Source organism: Pedobacter sp. D749, assembly GCF_019317285.1.
Classification (GTDB): Bacteria; Bacteroidota; Bacteroidia; order Sphingobacteriales; family Sphingobacteriaceae; genus Pedobacter.
The window spans coordinates 976,009-992,113 of sequence record NZ_CP079218.1; the positions used below are offsets into that span (position 1 = coordinate 976,009).

Sequence of the window (16,105 nt, forward strand, 5' to 3'; positions counted from 1 at the left end):
CTGCGAGGTATTGATCATGAGTCTTAAGACCTAAGAACAACAGACTCATGTTAAATAAACCTGATAGAACGAAAAGCCCAGAACGAGGTACGAGTGAGGACTTGAAGTGATAGCAGGACTATCATGGCCGAAGTGCACAGAACCCTGCTTTTCAAAATAATATAAATCACCTAGTAAGCTGGTATCCCAGACCTCCAGGTTTTTAAACAGCTTCAGCCCTCAACGAAACCGTTAAAAATAAATTAAACGACGAGTTAAACCTGTAAGATCTGTAAATAAAAAATCCCGTTTAACCTCTCCAGGTAAAACGGGATAAAACCTAAAACAAAATCCGCTTCATATGATAAAACGTTACAACTTGTGTGTTGTTAAAATAATAGACAATATTTTCTGTTTAAGGTTTAATGCCTGATGAATAATTTTATTTAATTTAAGGCAGATTAAACAGAAGGTAGAAGGGTCTATTTACTTTGGTTTAATTGCGTTGTTTTAAAAAGAAGAGGAATGGCAGAAAGCTTGTAGCCATAATGGTTGCAATTTGTGATTATTTTTTTTGTCAGGCTTTCGTTAATGCTGCGCAGTTTTATCTAAGTTTGTTCAATATTAAATTATTTAGGATAGAAAATGTCGGTAAGGGGTAACCAGTTTAAAACCAATACATTCAGAGATAAAGGTGCAGAAAGTGCACCCGGCAAATCATCATCAGGCAGGAAACTGAAAGAAAAAATAGATTTTTTGCCAAACTTCGATCTGGCAGATGGCCGTGCAGTTAAAATTGTAGGACTGTTTTTTGTAATATTGTCATTATATTTTCTAATCGCTTTTACTTCGTATCTGTTTACCTGGCAAGATGATCAGAGTTATGTAATTGATGCCAATGGCGGTTGGAGTAACCTTTTTAAAACCACAGAGGAATTAAAGGAAGCTGGTGTTTCCATACCTGTAGTTCAGAATTGGCTGGGTAAGTTTGGTGCTTTATTATCGCACCAGTTTATTTACGAATGGTTCGGTATTGCCTCTTTCCTGTTCGTTTTGGCCTTTTTCATTATCGGTTACCGTTTATTATTTAAGGTTAAAATCCTTTCCATCTCTAAAACATTAGGTTACAGCTTTTTCTTCTTATTGTTTATTTCCTTAACCTTAGGTTTTGCACATAGTTTCTGGTCAGAATCGCCACATTATTTAGAAGGTGAGTTTGGCTATTGGAGCAATAAATTATTAGGTGCCCAAATTGGCGCTGCCGGTGTTGCCGGGTTAATCGCTTTTGCCGGGTTAACCATTTTAATCATCGCCTATAACATCGATTTTAAATTCCCGGAGCGTAAAGCGAAAGAAGTTTACCTCGATAACGATACGCCAGATTATGTAAACGACATTAGAACGCAAGCTGTAAAAAACAAAACTTTCGAAGAACCTTCAGCACCTATTGAATTTCCGGTACGCGATAAAGTACCAGGTAACGAACGTAAACAACAAAACGTGGTGTTACAGCCAAGCCGTTTCGAGGAAAAAGAAGAGGAAGAAACGATAGCACCTGTGGTATTATCGCCATTGGCTGCTAATTTGCCATTGGCTACTGCCGCAGCTTCATCAATGCCTTTAGTGGTAGAGCCACCAATTGAAGTGGAAAAGGAACCCGCTTTTACAATAGAAAAAACTGAGGAAGACAAAAAATCGGATGACCTGGTTGAGCAGTTTGGTAATTATGATGAAAAACTGGATTTATCTGGTTATAAATATCCAACAATTGATTTGCTTGAAAATTATGGTACCAATAAAATTTCGGTAAATGCTGAAGAACTGGAAGCCAACAAAAATAAAATTGTAGAAACGCTTAATCACTACAATATCGAAATTGATAAGATTAAGGCAACCATTGGCCCAACGGTTACGCTTTACGAAATTATTCCGGCGCCAGGGGTGAGGATTTCGAAAATTAAAAATCTGGAGGATGATATTGCGCTTTCGTTGGCTGCCCTGGGGATCCGTATTATAGCGCCAATGCCTGGTAAAGGCACCATCGGTATCGAGGTGCCGAATCAACACCCGGAAATGGTGCCGATGCGCAGTATTTTAAATACTGAAAAATGGAGCCAAACCACTATGGATTTGCCTATTGCCTTAGGTAAAACCATTAGCAATGAGGTGTATATTGCCGACCTGGCTAAAATGCCTCACTTGTTGGTAGCAGGGGCAACCGGTCAGGGTAAATCGGTGGGTATTAACGCCATCCTGGTTTCGCTGCTCTTTAAAAAACACCCTGCGCAACTTAAATTCGTACTGGTCGATCCTAAAAAAGTAGAGTTAACCTTATTCAATAGAATCGAAAGACACTTTTTGGCAAAACTACCTGGAGAGGCCGATGCGATTATTACCGATACCAAAAAAGTAGTGAATACGTTAAACTCACTTTGTATCGAAATGGATCAGCGTTACGATTTATTGAAAGATGCACAGGTTAGGAATTTAAAAGAATACAACGATAAGTTTGTTAAACGCAAGCTTAATCCAAATAACGGTCACCGCTTTTTGCCTTTCATTGTTTTGGTAGTAGATGAGTTTGCCGATTTAATGATGACGGCAGGTAAAGAGGTGGAAGCACCAATTGCGCGTTTAGCACAATTGGCAAGGGCAATCGGAATCCATTTGGTTCTGGCTACTCAGCGTCCATCGGTAAACATTATAACCGGTACTATTAAAGCCAACTTTCCGGCCAGATTAGCCTTCAGGGTATTGTCGAAAATCGATTCGAGAACCATTTTAGATAGTGGTGGTGCCGATCAGTTAATTGGCCGTGGTGATATGCTTTTATCTACCGGAAGCGACTTAATCAGGCTACAGTGTGCTTTCGTTGATACACCTGAGGTAGACCGCATTTCTGAATATATCGGTAACCAGCGCGGTTATGCTGATGCCTATCAACTGCCAGAATACATTGATGAAGCAGGAGAGGGAAGCAAGGCTGATTTTGATCCGAACGAGCGTGATAAGTTTTTTGAAGATGCGGCAAGGTTAATTGTAATGCATCAGCAGGGTTCGACTTCATTAATACAGCGTAAACTTAAATTGGGTTATAACAGGGCCGGAAGGATTATCGACCAGTTAGAGGCTGCAGGTATTGTTGGCCCATTTGAAGGAAGTAAGGCCCGCGAGGTTTTATATCCAGACGAATATTCTTTGGAACAATTCTTGAATGGTATGGATAACAAGGATTAGATTAAACCATTTAACAATAATCTACTCTAACGTTTCAAAGAAAAACTTAAAAAAGATAAAGATGAAGAAATTAATTTCGGCATTAATGGTTGTAGTTGCTTTTACAACTTCAACTTATGCTCAAACTGATGCGAAAGCTAAAGCCATTTTAGCTGAAGTGAGTAAAAAATACAAATCGTACAACGTAGTTAAAACAGATTTTACCTTTACTTTAGATAATCCAAAAGCTAAAGTAAAAGAAACCCAGCAAGGTACTTTATATGTTAAAGCCAATTCTAACAAATATAAAGTAGCCATGACTAACCAGGAATTGTTTAGCGATGGTAAAAGCCAGTGGACTTATTTGAAAAAGGACAAAGAAGTACAGGTAAGCAATGTAGATAACAGTGGTGATGCCATTAATCCGGCTAAGATTTTCACTGTTTACGAAAAAGGATTTAAATACGTGTATACCGGCGAACAAAAAGCTGGTGCTAAAACCTATCAAATGATCGATTTAACACCTGTAGATGCTAAAAAATCGATTTTTAAAGTGCGTTTAAGTATCGATAAAGCAGCAAAACAAATTGCAAACGTGGTATTGTTCGATAAAAACGGAAACAAATACACTTACAATGTGAAAACTTTTTCGCCTAACGTAAATGTACCTGAAACTACTTTTGCTTTCGATGCCAAAAAATATCCTGGTGTTGAAGTGGTAGATTTGAGATAACAGATTCAGCAGGCAGCGCAAGATTTTAGCACTTGCATGATAGAAGCGATTTAATCAGGACATATCCCTGGTTAAATCGCTTTTTCTTTTATAAGCCCTTTGTTTGCTTTTTTGTGATTTACAAACTTGAGTTCGATAAATAATGTGGCTTTTAGAGCTATTTTTTAGGTATTTTAGTATTAGTGTCGTCACATAGCTATCGGATTCATTTCAGGGGCTTAAAAGCATGAAAGATGCTGAAATAAATTCAGCATGACGATCATGTGAGGTAAAGCTGCTGTAAATACTAACTATGATTCAAATATTAATCGAACTCAGGTTACATTAATGCGTACAAGCAAGAGATTGATATTTGTAATTTTATTTCGTTTTGATTTACGGGAACGATTGCATAGATATATATGATTTATGATACATTTTTGTAGTAATATTACTAATTTCATGTTAATTAATAACCAAATATAATTCTACAATCATGAAAAAAAAATCAGGTATTCTCGTACTCGGGATGGCTATTGCATTGTTCGGATGCAAGAAAGACAACACTACAATCGCTGATGCTGCAGGTGGTCAATCCATCGTTCAGCCAAACAAACTAGGACTGGTAGCTGCGGCCGTAAGTGCTACTGTAACTACTGAAGCTGCTTTAAAAGCTGCCATATCAAACGCGCAACCAGGTGATGTAATCACCGTGAGCGGTACCATTTACCTCACCAGCACCCTTCAGTTACTTAAAAGCGGTACATCCGGTTCTAAAATTAATTTTACCGGTGGTATATTGGATTGTTCAGGTATTTCTGGCGCCAACTGGGGGGTAAAAGTAAATGGAAGTTACTGGAATATTACCAATATGACCATCAGAAATGCACCCGACTGCGGGATTGTTTTCCAGACAGGTGGCTACAATTATGTGAATAAGGTAACCACGCATGGAAATAAAGACTCCGGACTTCAGATCTATAACGGCGGTCACCACAACAGCATCAATAATTCTACTTCTTATGATAATTATGATGTGGCCAATGGTGGTGAAAATGCGGATGGATATGCCTGTAAATTATCTGCTGGTGCAGGTAATAGTTTTAACTCGTGCAATGCTTACCACAATTCTGATGATGGCTGGGATTTATACGGACAACCTTCTACCGTGGTGATTAACAATTGCACCGCTACCAATAACGGTTATGGTTCAAACGGCGATGGAAATGGTTTCAAACTGGGTAGTGCCGGACAAAATGTTCCGCATACCGTTACCAATTGCAAATCCAATAACAACAAAGGAAGCGGTTACGACGGTAATGGAAACGCCGGCCACATCACTACCACTGGCAGCGGTGGCTCCGGTAATGTAAAAGGGCTTTTTAACCGAATTAATTAAGATTGGTTCTCCCCGTAAAAAGGTTCAGTTGGAAACAGCTGAACCTTTTTTGTTTTTAATGACATCCTATTCATTTTATCAACTAAGGTGTTCTAAGGTGGTTGGAAAAATGAGGATGGTAAAAAATAACCACCTACACTATTTGTTGAAGATAATAGTTAGCTAAGGTGCACTTACATGTCTTAGGTGGTGAAAAATCGGAGTATTATTTTTACCATGTAAGTCACCTAAGGCCATCTAAGTTTTTAGGTGCCCTATTGTGTTAATGATTAACTAATTGCACTTACATGTCTTAGGTTGGTGAAAAATTCGTAGTATTATTTTTACCATGTAAGTCACCTGAGGCCATCTAAGTGTTACGCACCCTATTGTTAATAATTAACTAATTGCCCTTACATGTCTTAGGTGGTGAAAAATTCGGGGTATTATTTTTACCATGTAAGTCACCTAAGGCCATCTAAGTTTTTAGGTGCCCTATTGTGTTAATGATTAACTAATTGCACTTACATGTCTTAGGTGGTGAAAAATTCGGAGTATTATTTTTACCATGTAAGTCACCTAAGGCCATCTAAGTTTTTAGGTGCCCTATTGTGTTAATGATTAACTAATTGCACTTACATGTCTTAGGTTGGTGAAAAATCGGAGTATTATTTTTACCATGTAAGTCACCTAAGGCCATCTAAGTTTTTAGGTGCCCTATTGTGTTAATGATTAACTAATCGCACTTACATGTCTTAGGTGGTGAAAAATTCGGAGTATTATTTTTATCATGTAAGTCACCTAAGGCCATCTAAGTTTTTAGGTGCCCTATTATGTTAATGACTAACTAATTGCACTTACATGTCTTAGGGGGTGAAAAATTCGTAGTATTATTTTTACCATGTAAGTCACCTAAGGCCATCTAAGTTTTTAGGTGCCCTATTGATTAACTAATTGCACTTATATGTCTTAGGTGGTGAAAAAATCAGTGTATTAATCTTACCGCCTTAGCCACTTGAGGTCATTTAAAGTTTATACACCTTGCATTCGATTAAGCTTTATTGATTAGCTAAGATCTTTGTTGCATCTCGGGCGGTGAAAACTATAACACAACATTTTTTTACTGCGGTATTTATGAATGCTGCGCAGATTTATCTAAGTTTGTTTCCAATGTCATTGCCACTAACAAACCATACTTTAGAGAAATTAGAAGCCCTGCTTTTTGCTATGGGTTATAAGGTACGTTATGAGAAAGGGAACTTTAAAACGGGTTCTTGTCTGCTCGAACACAATAAGGTTGTTGTAGTAAATAAGTTTTCAAATCTGGAAGGAAAAATTGCCGCATTAGTTACATTGGTAAAACAGACCAATGCCGACGAAAACCTGTTAGACGAAAAACAAAGACAATTTTATCAATCTTTACAACAAACCGAATTGTTTTAATGGAAATACAAAGCAAGGATTACGTATTTAGAAAGGAAAGTTTAAGCAGATGAAAGTTACTTTTTTAGGTACCGGCACATCACAAGGCGTTCCGGTAATTGCTTGTAATTGCGAAGTTTGCAGGTCTTCAGATCATAGAGACAACCGTTTAAGAACATCTGTTTTAATAGAAACAGATGATAAAACCATTGTGGTAGATAGCGGACCTGATTTCCGTTACCAGCTTTTGCGCGAAAAGGTAAAAGACCTGGATGCCGTACTGTTTACACACGAACACAAAGACCATATTGCAGGTTTAGATGATATCAGGCCGTTTAATTACCTGCTCCATAAGGTAATTGATGTTTATGCTACCGAAAGGGTACAAACAGCATTAAAAAGAGAGTTTTATTATATTTTTGCCGAAACCAAATACCATGGTTTACCGCAGATTAATTTGCATACCGTAACCAATGGCGAAGATTTTAAAATTGGCGAAACTACCATCATTCCATTTGAGGTAATGCACCATTTATTGCCGATTACCGGCTACCGGATTGGCGACTTTACCTACATTACCGATGCCAAAACGATATCAGAGCAAAGTTTTGAAAAAATAAAGGGAACAAAAATATTGGTGCTTAATGCTTTGCAGAAAGAACCACATATTTCGCATTTTACCCTGGGCGAGGCCATTGCCTTTGCCAAAAGGGTAGGGGCTGAAACCACCTATTTTACACACATTAGCCATACTTTGGGTAAACATGCCGATGTTGAAAAAGACTTGCCAGCGAACATCAGGCTGGCTTACGATGGGTTTAGTTTCGAGTGTTAACGTTATTTAACGTAAAAGCTTCATTCGTGATTAAAAAACGAAACTGCCGCAATAGGTACTCGCAGATATCCCCATTCTGTCGTCTGCAATGAAAGCCATCCAGGTATGAAATGTCTTTCCTTTATAAAAGGACGGAATTTCCAGGCTTTCCCTTTCTTTTAACCGCTTAGCACCACTTGTTTCATAGATGGCCGTTTTATTGTCCACATCATAAACCATTAACATCACCTGGTCATGTTGCCTGGTGTAATCGCCGTTAGCATTATCCGTCCAGCTGAAATGTACACCCGCATCATCGTGTTCCAGCTTAACATCCTCCGCACCGCTGAGGTTTCCAAAGCTTAAACGCACAGCGGTATAGTCGATTTCGCCGGCGGCATTTTGGGCATTCAGCATATTATAGGATTTGGCAACATTATGGGCGGTCATCATGCGTTTTTTCGACTCGAGGTTAAAACCAATCCGGATAAAAGCAACAATCGGACTTAAGAAGGTCTGCATTATGGTAAAACGGGATCTGCAGGCCTTTTGATCAGCACTACCGGTTTTGTTTTTTATGGATTTTCTGCGTTTGCTCCTGATGACCCATTTTCCGTTCAGGTAATAACCTGTCACGGTGCCCACCGTTCCGGTGAAGCCGCCGTTAATTCCGTTTTCTATTTTTCCCATGATTGCATTAGTTTAGGTAATACAATATAGTAAATTGTTGATTGATAAACAAATAAGTTGTATTTGCTTCTGACTTAAGTCGGTATTTATTCGGGTATAATTGTCAGAAGTCCGACGAAACCCCGTCTTAAGTGCGTCGAAAGTCCATCGTAACCGTAAGGCTTTTATGCCTGTCTTATAGGAATAAGCTTAACAATACAAAGTGGTGTTTGCTATTTATTTAGATTTGATTTTGGTGTTACTGTCTGGTTTACAATCTTAAGAACTGCTTTCCGGAATTTTAGTTCAAAAAATATTTTGTGAATGTTGCAGTGCACTATGGTTAATTTATATATTTGCAATTCTTCAAACCCAGGTGGCGAAATTGGTAGACGCACCAGCTTGAGGGGCTGGCGCCTGTATGGGTGTGGGAGTTCGAATCTCCTCTTGGGTACAGTTCTAAGTATTCATACTTAGTATAAAACCGGTACTTTGAACAATTCAAAATACCGGTTTTTAGTATTAAATCGGCGTATAAAGCTATTTCAGCTATGTTTAAAATATTCCTGCTAAAGGTTTTTACGATTAAGGGGGATTAGCAGATTATATTTGAACTCTTTTGACCGAAAGGTATATTGTGGAGAATATTGCATTTTAAACATTTTTTTCTTAAATTTTTATAAATCAAAAACTTGTGAAATTCACTATCTGATACTAAGTCAGAAGTCAGTCACGTATTTTAGTAATATTGAGAGAAATGCTTTACTAAAGTTTCGGATCACTTTACATTTCTTTACTTTTTTAATCTATGTGTTCTGACTGGTAATTAAGGCGCTAATAGAAGACAAGCTGGGTAATTTTTCAAAGTTAACCGACCGCTAGCTATCATCCCGATTTGAAGGGATCTGTCAAGACGAATCTCGTTAGCGAGGTGTTGTAATTGATATAGCTGAGCAAATGCAAATTATTGTGTACATGGCTCACAAGGTTTTGAAGCGCTTTGAATTGGGTAGGTTGACGAAGTATTGATGTTTTTTATATAGTTGTATTTAAATGGATTTAATTATATCTTAGAGTGGTAAAGTGCTAATAATCTGATTATAAAATTGATACAGATTGTTCCTTGCAAGAAACTATAACGCTCAAAAAAATGAAAAAATTTCTCGTAATTCTATGCTGCGTCGCCATATCAATCAGCATAAAAGCGCAGCAAATGGTGACCGCATTACCATCAGTAGGTGAAATTCCTATGGGTGATAAGACAGAAATTGTTCTCAAACTACCTTCTGGCGACCTCAAGGTTTTAGAGATGCTAAGGTCAAAAAAATTTGAATTGAGGCTTGACAAGTTCGTCATAGCGGCTTATACTATTACCGAAGTGGTGCCAAATGAAAGCTTCAAGCTAAGCTTTGACTGTCCAAAAGAGCTGGGGCTTGCAGGTAAAGAAAAAAAACTGTTGCTTAGAGACGAGCAGGCAGAGGTGGTCGTTAAACTGAATATCTTTTCTACGGCTCCTGTAATGAAGGAAATGTTTCCTGGACTGGTACAAACTCCTGGTGACAAAGTTGTCTTTACCGATGTACTTGAAGCTCAGGACTTGATTCTAAAGGTCGATAATTATGCAGCTATTGAGCGAATTACTTTTACCGATGAATCAGTAAGGCTGGTAGGAGCTAATTCGAACTCTATAGATTATACTAATAGCGATTTCCGGGTAAACCCTTCCGAGAACTTGATTATACTCAAAGCTCACCTGCTCGGAGTGAAGTCCATGCAGGTGAAACTGTTTTATATCGCACAGGGTACGTTAGTTGAAACTCCAACAGTGGCAATGAACGATCCTTATCTGCGCTTGGACAGGAGGTACTTGGGCGGAACCTTTACCCTTAATCCTAAAAAGCTGTATGTTGATGATTTTTTCGATCAGAGCCTAAAGCCATTGATAAGGGTAGACCTAAAGGAACAAGGGCAAGTTGGTACCGATTATACTTTCTCCCTAGTTGGTACCAATCCACAGGTAACTGGCATCGCCGTGAAGGTAAAAGGTACTACTAATGCTAAGGCAAGATACATTGCGGGTAAGGATATCGAACTTGAACTTCCAAATATTCTCTCGGCAGGGAGTTATGAGTTGACGGCAAATCCTCCAACTGGAGGTGGAAATACACTTTCAGCTGAATTGAACATTTTGCCTGAACCAAAGATAGACAGAGTATGCGTATTGAACAGTACTTCACTGGAGTTGGTAAGAAAGTTTGGCAACAAATATACCATTAATATCAAGGGGGCCAAACTCGAACAGATGACAGACGTCAAGATAGAACTCGTTGGTAAGGATCCAGGAAATTCTAGAAGTTTCACCCTAGCAAGGGATCCAGGTTATCAACGCGACGGTTTAGGTGTGACCCTTGCTTTCGATAGCAAAGATCCCAATCTTATACCGATAGGGGATTTTCAAGTTAGGTTGGTCCGCACAGGAAACGACCCGTTGATGCCAAGAATGTACGACAGCGATAATTATATCAAAATTTCCTATCCAAAATTAATCGATCCAAAACAAATAGAAATGGTCGAGCTCGCAAATGCGCACTTTGTTCCCGATGAGGATCTTCGTGAAAGCCAGCGTTATGACAAGCTAAGAAGGATAAGGGTGATTAGACCAGAAAGTCCCTTGCTGCTCAATATCAAGCCTTCAGGGCAGCTCCAAGAAAAAGGGCCACAGTTTCTTGATGTCCAAGCTGTCTACTATAAGTCCAATGGTAGTGAATCGAAGATACAATGGACCGAAGGTGCGACTAAAAGTATCAGCATCGCAGAGAATGAAGTGGTTTACGACCTGAGGAATGCACTTGAGATCAAAGAGAAACTTGGCATAAACGAGAAGATATTTGTGACCGTTAAACATTCTTCTGAAGCTTATGGTCCGATAAATTCCTCTTTGCCTATTACCTACAAGTACTATCGAGAGGTTGGGTTCTGGGACAGATTTGGGATTACTGCATCCATTCCTCCTTATATGATTACCGGAAGAAAAGTGGCTAGAAAGACCATTACCAAAGATGCAAGTGGGGCAGTTGTCGATGTAAAATATGATGGCGAAAAAATGTTCGAAGTGCAGTCGCTGGTAATCAATGCTGGGCTTGGCTTTAAGTACAGGTTCAAGGATCGGAATTACGAGAACTCAAACTTTGCACTGACAACATACTTGATGGGCATGAACTTTTCGGACTCCAAGAACAGGTCAGAGCAAATAAACCAAGAAGGTAATTATGACATTATTGGTAATGGTAGTTTCAATATGCTGGTAATGGGAGAATTTTCGATCGCAAACTTAGATTCTATCAATACTAGGATTCCAATATATTTTGGTTCTGCGATTGTTTTCAAACCTCTTGATAAAGGGCAGAACATGGCTTGGATGTTAGGGCTCGGAATCGAAATCAAGATTGGGCACTAATGATACAGGGAAAATTTTACCCTCAAAGAACTGAAGAATTTAAAAATTCAAAGAAAAAGAAAGCGAGTTCTACACCTCATTAATTACTGTAGAAAAAGAAATTGAAGAGTTTCGTTTATACATTCGTTAGATAAGAATTCCGTTAAATAGCTAATGTGCCCAAGCGGTAGGATTTTTTGTTAAAAGATAAAAGTATCTAAATTATTTTAATCAATACATCTATTAATTCTTAATTCTAACTCAGCCAAAACTCAGCCAGTAGACTTGCAAACTTGGCAAGAAACTCTGCTTTAGAAATTGCAATAAGGAAGTGAAAATGTACGTTTTTTGCTAAAAAAAAGAATTTTTTCCGTAAATTTTTTTTGTGGACTATAACGTAATCTTCACGTTATAGATTTAAAATATGCCTTTAAATCGGTTATAATGATGTTTTTGTCTATATTTATTTTAAGTTATTGAAAAAAAACTCTGCCAAATCACCCAAAATGACAAATAAAAAACCGCTTTTGGAGCATCAAAAGCAGCGTTTAGATCGGAATTGATGAAATATCCATTCCGATAATCTCCACTAACCACAATAAATAATTTAATACAAAACAGTTAAAGTTAACCACCAATACTGCATCTGATTCCAGCCTCAATAATTAACTTTCACATTTGCCAAATTTTTTGTTCTATTATAATCTGGTCAAGGTGATCTAATATAAAATCACCTTGATTTTTGATACCTGATTAAATGAATTTTTTTTCTTTCCAAATCCTCAATTATTGGCTCATAAGCAATAAAAATTGATTTAAATATTCAATTATTCCTGCTGATCGGAACACTTTTTAAAACTCAAAAATCTGATTTTTAGATTTTTGTGTTTTTAAATTACTCCTGTTTTAAGTATTTTTGACGCGATTTATAAAATTCTGATTTCGCAATTTTTTGATTTTCAAACACTTCAAAATCGCAGATTTTGGAGATATATTTTACCGGTTTTGCATCATTTTGACTACCAATTCATTAAGATTATCGTGTTTTTTATCAAAATAAATTGAGCTCTGATACCATGAGCAGATTAGCTTAGAACATTTTTTCCAGTTTTGTTCCCACTTTTTACAATTTCGGCTATGATTTGAGTTATGGATTTAATCTACATTGATTTTATTAATACTTTTAATAACCGATGAAATAGGAATTTACCCTTAACAAAATTGAAGATTAGTTCTTTACTTCCGATAAAGGTTTAATTTAATGATTTAAACTCTTACAATAGTTACTTTTTCATTTTCAGAAACCCACTCTGGAATATCGTTTATTGGGTGAATAGGTAAGTCAGCTTCTAATGCAGACATACTAAAATGTGACATCATGCTTCCAAAATAAAGGAAAGGGTTGCCTAACATTTCAAGTCGTCTGATGCTTTTCATTAACCAAAGGTGATCCCGGAGATTTTCGGTTCTGAAATCTAAAAGCAAAATTTTGTCTTTTACATCTATATTCTGAAGTTCTATTAAGTCTTTCTTAGAATGTATGATCTTAAGTGATCCGCTAAGGTTCTCGCCAGAAAGGCTATCGAACCGGCTGATTTTATAATAAGGAAATGATCTGACATATTCGTCCATTTGCCAAACGATTATCTTGAAGTCATCAGTGACTAGAAATTCTGCTCGAAAATTATCAAAGTCTCGTGATAATTTAGTCCCAATACTTCCAATTTGATGAATTAAGTCGTTTGAAAGCACTTGTTCATTAGAATTTTGTAACGGTAGAGGTGTTGGGTTTGATTTTGGGTGAGCAATGTAAAACTCCTTCTCTGCTATTTGAATTCCAATTACCTCGCTCGAAGCTATTGAATACACATACTTATCATGCGCATTCTGTTCTAAGCCCTCTGGATATCCGAAAATAGCTTCAATATTAAGTTCGTCCGATTTTATTCCTAGCCTATGCACTACCGCTGTAGAATGTACGTTAAGCCAACTGGAAACCATTAATGCAGGTTGACTGGTATAATCATCTAGTTTATTTTCAAATATGAATTTCCACACTGATTCAATTGCACTTATAAAATCCTCTAGATTATTGATAAATCCTGATTGGGGATGATTATTGCTTGAATTTATTGATGAATAATAAACACTTCTAATTGAAATCGAACCTGCATTTGAAAAAGACAGAAAAGTACTTGTCAAATGCGCTAAGAGTTCATCGGTTATTTTGCAATTATTTAAAATGTAATTTTCATATGCGAGGGGACTGATAATTAATGGAGAATAATCAGCCTGAAGTCCTAACTCAAATTGCCACCTCAATGGAACCAATTTAGAACTTTTATATTTTTTGTTATGAGGAACATCTATAAAATTATCCCAAGTGTTTTTAATATACTGCATTGTTTTTAATTGTAAAAAATAGATTTCACCAGTTTCAGTAGCAGTCCATTCGATGAAAATAGGATGATTTTCTTTCGCTTCTATTTTTAAAAGTTCTTTAAAAAGCAACTTCCAAATCAAATGGTGTTTAGAAAAAATACATTCTTTAAAAGGATCTTTTTTATTGAGAAAAACTGAACTAGTTAGATCAGACTTTGATAGTAAACCTTCTGCATCATTATACGAATATTCGATAATGACCTCTGATGAATCGAAAGTACTTGGATTGTAGGTGGCGCCAATCCCACCAAAAACGCCTGGCACAAATTCCTGACAAATAACTGCCATGCCTAAATCAACTATCGGTAACTTTCTTGAAATTCGATATTCAATTGCGTTGGCTGAATAATTAGATACCCAGATTTCTTTTATTGTATTTAAAGTCTGACTGATACCGATAATTTTTTTGCTTTCATATTGGCCTGATGAAACCGAGTCTACTTCATCTTCAGAGATATGTGACGATCGAAATATAAATTGCGAAGTTTGAAGATCAAGATGGCCGGCAAGTTCTTTTATACTTTCAAAAATTATCAATTCGAGTTTTGAAGAAAAAGTACCAGCACAAATTTGCTGTTGTATCTGTGAACAAGTCATGATAAGATCATCATAATTGAGCATTGAATCAAGAGGCACAACAATCCCATTATCCTCAATAAATTGGATTAAGAAAGTTGTTGTAAGACAAAAAGATTTAGGTATCCTTTCATAAAATTGGTTTAGTCTTCCAAGACCCTTTGCTTTACCACCAATGATGTTTTTATCTGCAAGGTAATAATCCGATTCGAAAATAATGAGTTGGTCTATCATACATTATGTTTAACATATTTGCAATTAGGATTTACTTCAAGTATTTTGTTAATTCGCTTTTCTACAATTTTTGTTCTTACTAGTGGACATTGCTTGTCGCATAAATTACACCCTTGACCTATTTTATATCCTAATCTGTTGAATTTTTCAGAAGATTCTTCTGGGAAAATACTGTATTTAGCGATTTGTTGCCAGTTGTTAAGATTACGATTTTTAGATAATTTGAAGTCTTGTTCGATATTATTATAACGTGAAATATTCCCGACATGAAACGCGATCTGGTAATATTTTAGTGCTCGTTCTAAATCTTGAATTACGGGGAAGTAGGAATGTTCGGCTGATGTAACTAAATTGATCCATGAAATCCCCATTCCGACTACTTGGGCTGCTGCTATTGCCCCAGCTACATCATCGTAGTCAACAGCAATGTCAGTCGGTGTAGGACCCAATGCTCCGTAAGGAAGTCCGCCAAATACCTCATGAGATAACTTGCAATATTTTTCTAGTTGGTTGAGCGGTACATGATTGATCAGTTCAATCATAACCTGAACATTTTTTGCTGCTGCTCTTTGAGCAAGCTCCATTTGAAAATTTAGCTCTTCAAGATGCAATTCATTAAATGAATCTGCGATAGTTCCTGGTCGTAAACTACCTACTAGGCTCAAAGTAATGTTATAGCTTGAGCAAATGTCTAATATAGTATCGTAAGCACTTAACAGTGGATTTTCTATATTAAACCTAGTCATCAATTCTGCCATCATTGCGCCGCCACGACTTGTAATAGGAATTACCCTATTGGAGTCGTTTAACTTATTAAGAATAGCAGAGCTTAATGATGCTTGGATGCTAAAAAAGTCTACTCCCTCTAATGCTTGTTTTTCAAAAATCTTGATTAATTGTTCGCTTATACTATTTTGTTCTCGTTCGGATTTATTCCAATAATAATAAAATTCGTATACGGGAACGGTTCCAATTGCTTGGCTCGCATTATTTATGAGGTGAAGCCTGAAATCATTTGTTCCGTCAGTAGATAAATCAGTAATTGTGCTAACACCATACTTTTCACAAAGTGTTGCTTTTTCAATTTCTTTTTCAAGGCTTGTTTGGCCCTGAGTTATGCCAAGTAGGACACCCAGGGCTGTAGGATGATCTCCACCGAGGTTAACACTCGCTTTGGTCCTTAACTTATTTTTGAGTTGAATTGTTCTTAGTGAAGAATATTCCATG

The 16,105-nt window shown here is 37.1% G+C and carries 9 protein-coding genes and 1 tRNA gene; 7 read left to right on the forward strand and 3 right to left on the reverse strand.

Features of this window, described 5'->3' with window-relative positions:
• Positions 1 to 624: 624 nt before the first annotated feature.
• The 5 genes from KYH19_RS04100 to KYH19_RS04120 all read left to right on the forward strand — a co-directional run bounded on the left by KYH19_RS04100 (position 625) and on the right by KYH19_RS04120 (position 7,542).
• Positions 625 to 3,216 (forward strand): DNA translocase FtsK, encoded by a 2,592-nt coding sequence (locus tag KYH19_RS04100; RefSeq protein WP_219077657.1) that lies wholly within the window; start codon positions 625 to 627, stop codon positions 3,214 to 3,216.
• Between the two features lie 61 nt (positions 3,217 to 3,277).
• Positions 3,278 to 3,928 (forward strand): outer membrane lipoprotein carrier protein LolA, encoded by a 651-nt coding sequence (locus tag KYH19_RS04105; RefSeq protein WP_132401030.1) that lies wholly within the window; start codon positions 3,278 to 3,280, stop codon positions 3,926 to 3,928.
• A gap of 475 nt (positions 3,929 to 4,403) precedes the next feature.
• Entirely contained in the window at positions 4,404 to 5,306 is a 903-nt protein-coding gene (locus KYH19_RS04110; protein WP_219077658.1) for a right-handed parallel beta-helix repeat-containing protein, read from the forward strand.
• Between the two features lie 1,149 nt (positions 5,307 to 6,455).
• On the forward strand, positions 6,456 to 6,728 hold the full coding sequence (locus KYH19_RS04115) for a hypothetical protein (RefSeq protein WP_219077659.1): 273 nt from the start codon (positions 6,456 to 6,458) through the stop codon (positions 6,726 to 6,728).
• Between the two features lie 49 nt (positions 6,729 to 6,777).
• A complete protein-coding gene (locus KYH19_RS04120; RefSeq protein WP_219077660.1) occupies positions 6,778 to 7,542 on the forward strand; it encodes an MBL fold metallo-hydrolase in 765 nt (254 codons plus the stop codon).
• A 30-nt stretch (positions 7,543 to 7,572) separates the two neighbouring features.
• On the opposite strand, the gene KYH19_RS04125 is transcribed toward KYH19_RS04120, so the two are convergent.
• Positions 7,573 to 8,211, reverse strand: a complete 639-nt coding sequence (locus tag KYH19_RS04125) for a DUF6266 family protein (protein ID WP_219077661.1) — start codon at positions 8,209 to 8,211, stop codon at positions 7,573 to 7,575.
• A gap of 349 nt (positions 8,212 to 8,560) precedes the next feature.
• Here KYH19_RS04125 and KYH19_RS04130 point away from each other — a divergent pair.
• Both KYH19_RS04130 and KYH19_RS04135 read left to right on the forward strand, forming a co-directional pair.
• Positions 8,561 to 8,644, forward strand: a tRNA-Leu gene (locus KYH19_RS04130).
• 696 nt (positions 8,645 to 9,340) lie between these two features.
• Positions 9,341 to 11,647, forward strand: coding sequence for a hypothetical protein (locus KYH19_RS04135; RefSeq protein WP_219077662.1), 2,307 nt, complete (start codon positions 9,341 to 9,343; stop codon positions 11,645 to 11,647).
• Positions 11,648 to 12,892: 1,245 nt separating this feature from the next.
• Here KYH19_RS04135 and KYH19_RS04140 read toward each other — a convergent pair.
• Together KYH19_RS04140 and KYH19_RS04145 are read right to left on the reverse strand one after the other, a co-directional pair.
• Complete coding sequence (locus KYH19_RS04140) at positions 12,893 to 14,878, reverse strand: PEP/pyruvate-binding domain-containing protein (RefSeq protein WP_219077663.1); 1,986 nt, start codon at positions 14,876 to 14,878, stop codon at positions 12,893 to 12,895.
• The gene (locus KYH19_RS04145; protein WP_219077664.1) at positions 14,875 to 16,104 is read right to left on the reverse strand and encodes a phosphomethylpyrimidine synthase ThiC; all 1,230 of its coding nucleotides are present in this window, start codon (positions 16,102 to 16,104) and stop codon (positions 14,875 to 14,877) included. The genes KYH19_RS04140 and KYH19_RS04145 overlap by 4 nt, the downstream gene beginning before the upstream one ends.
• Position 16,105 lies beyond the last annotated feature (1 nt).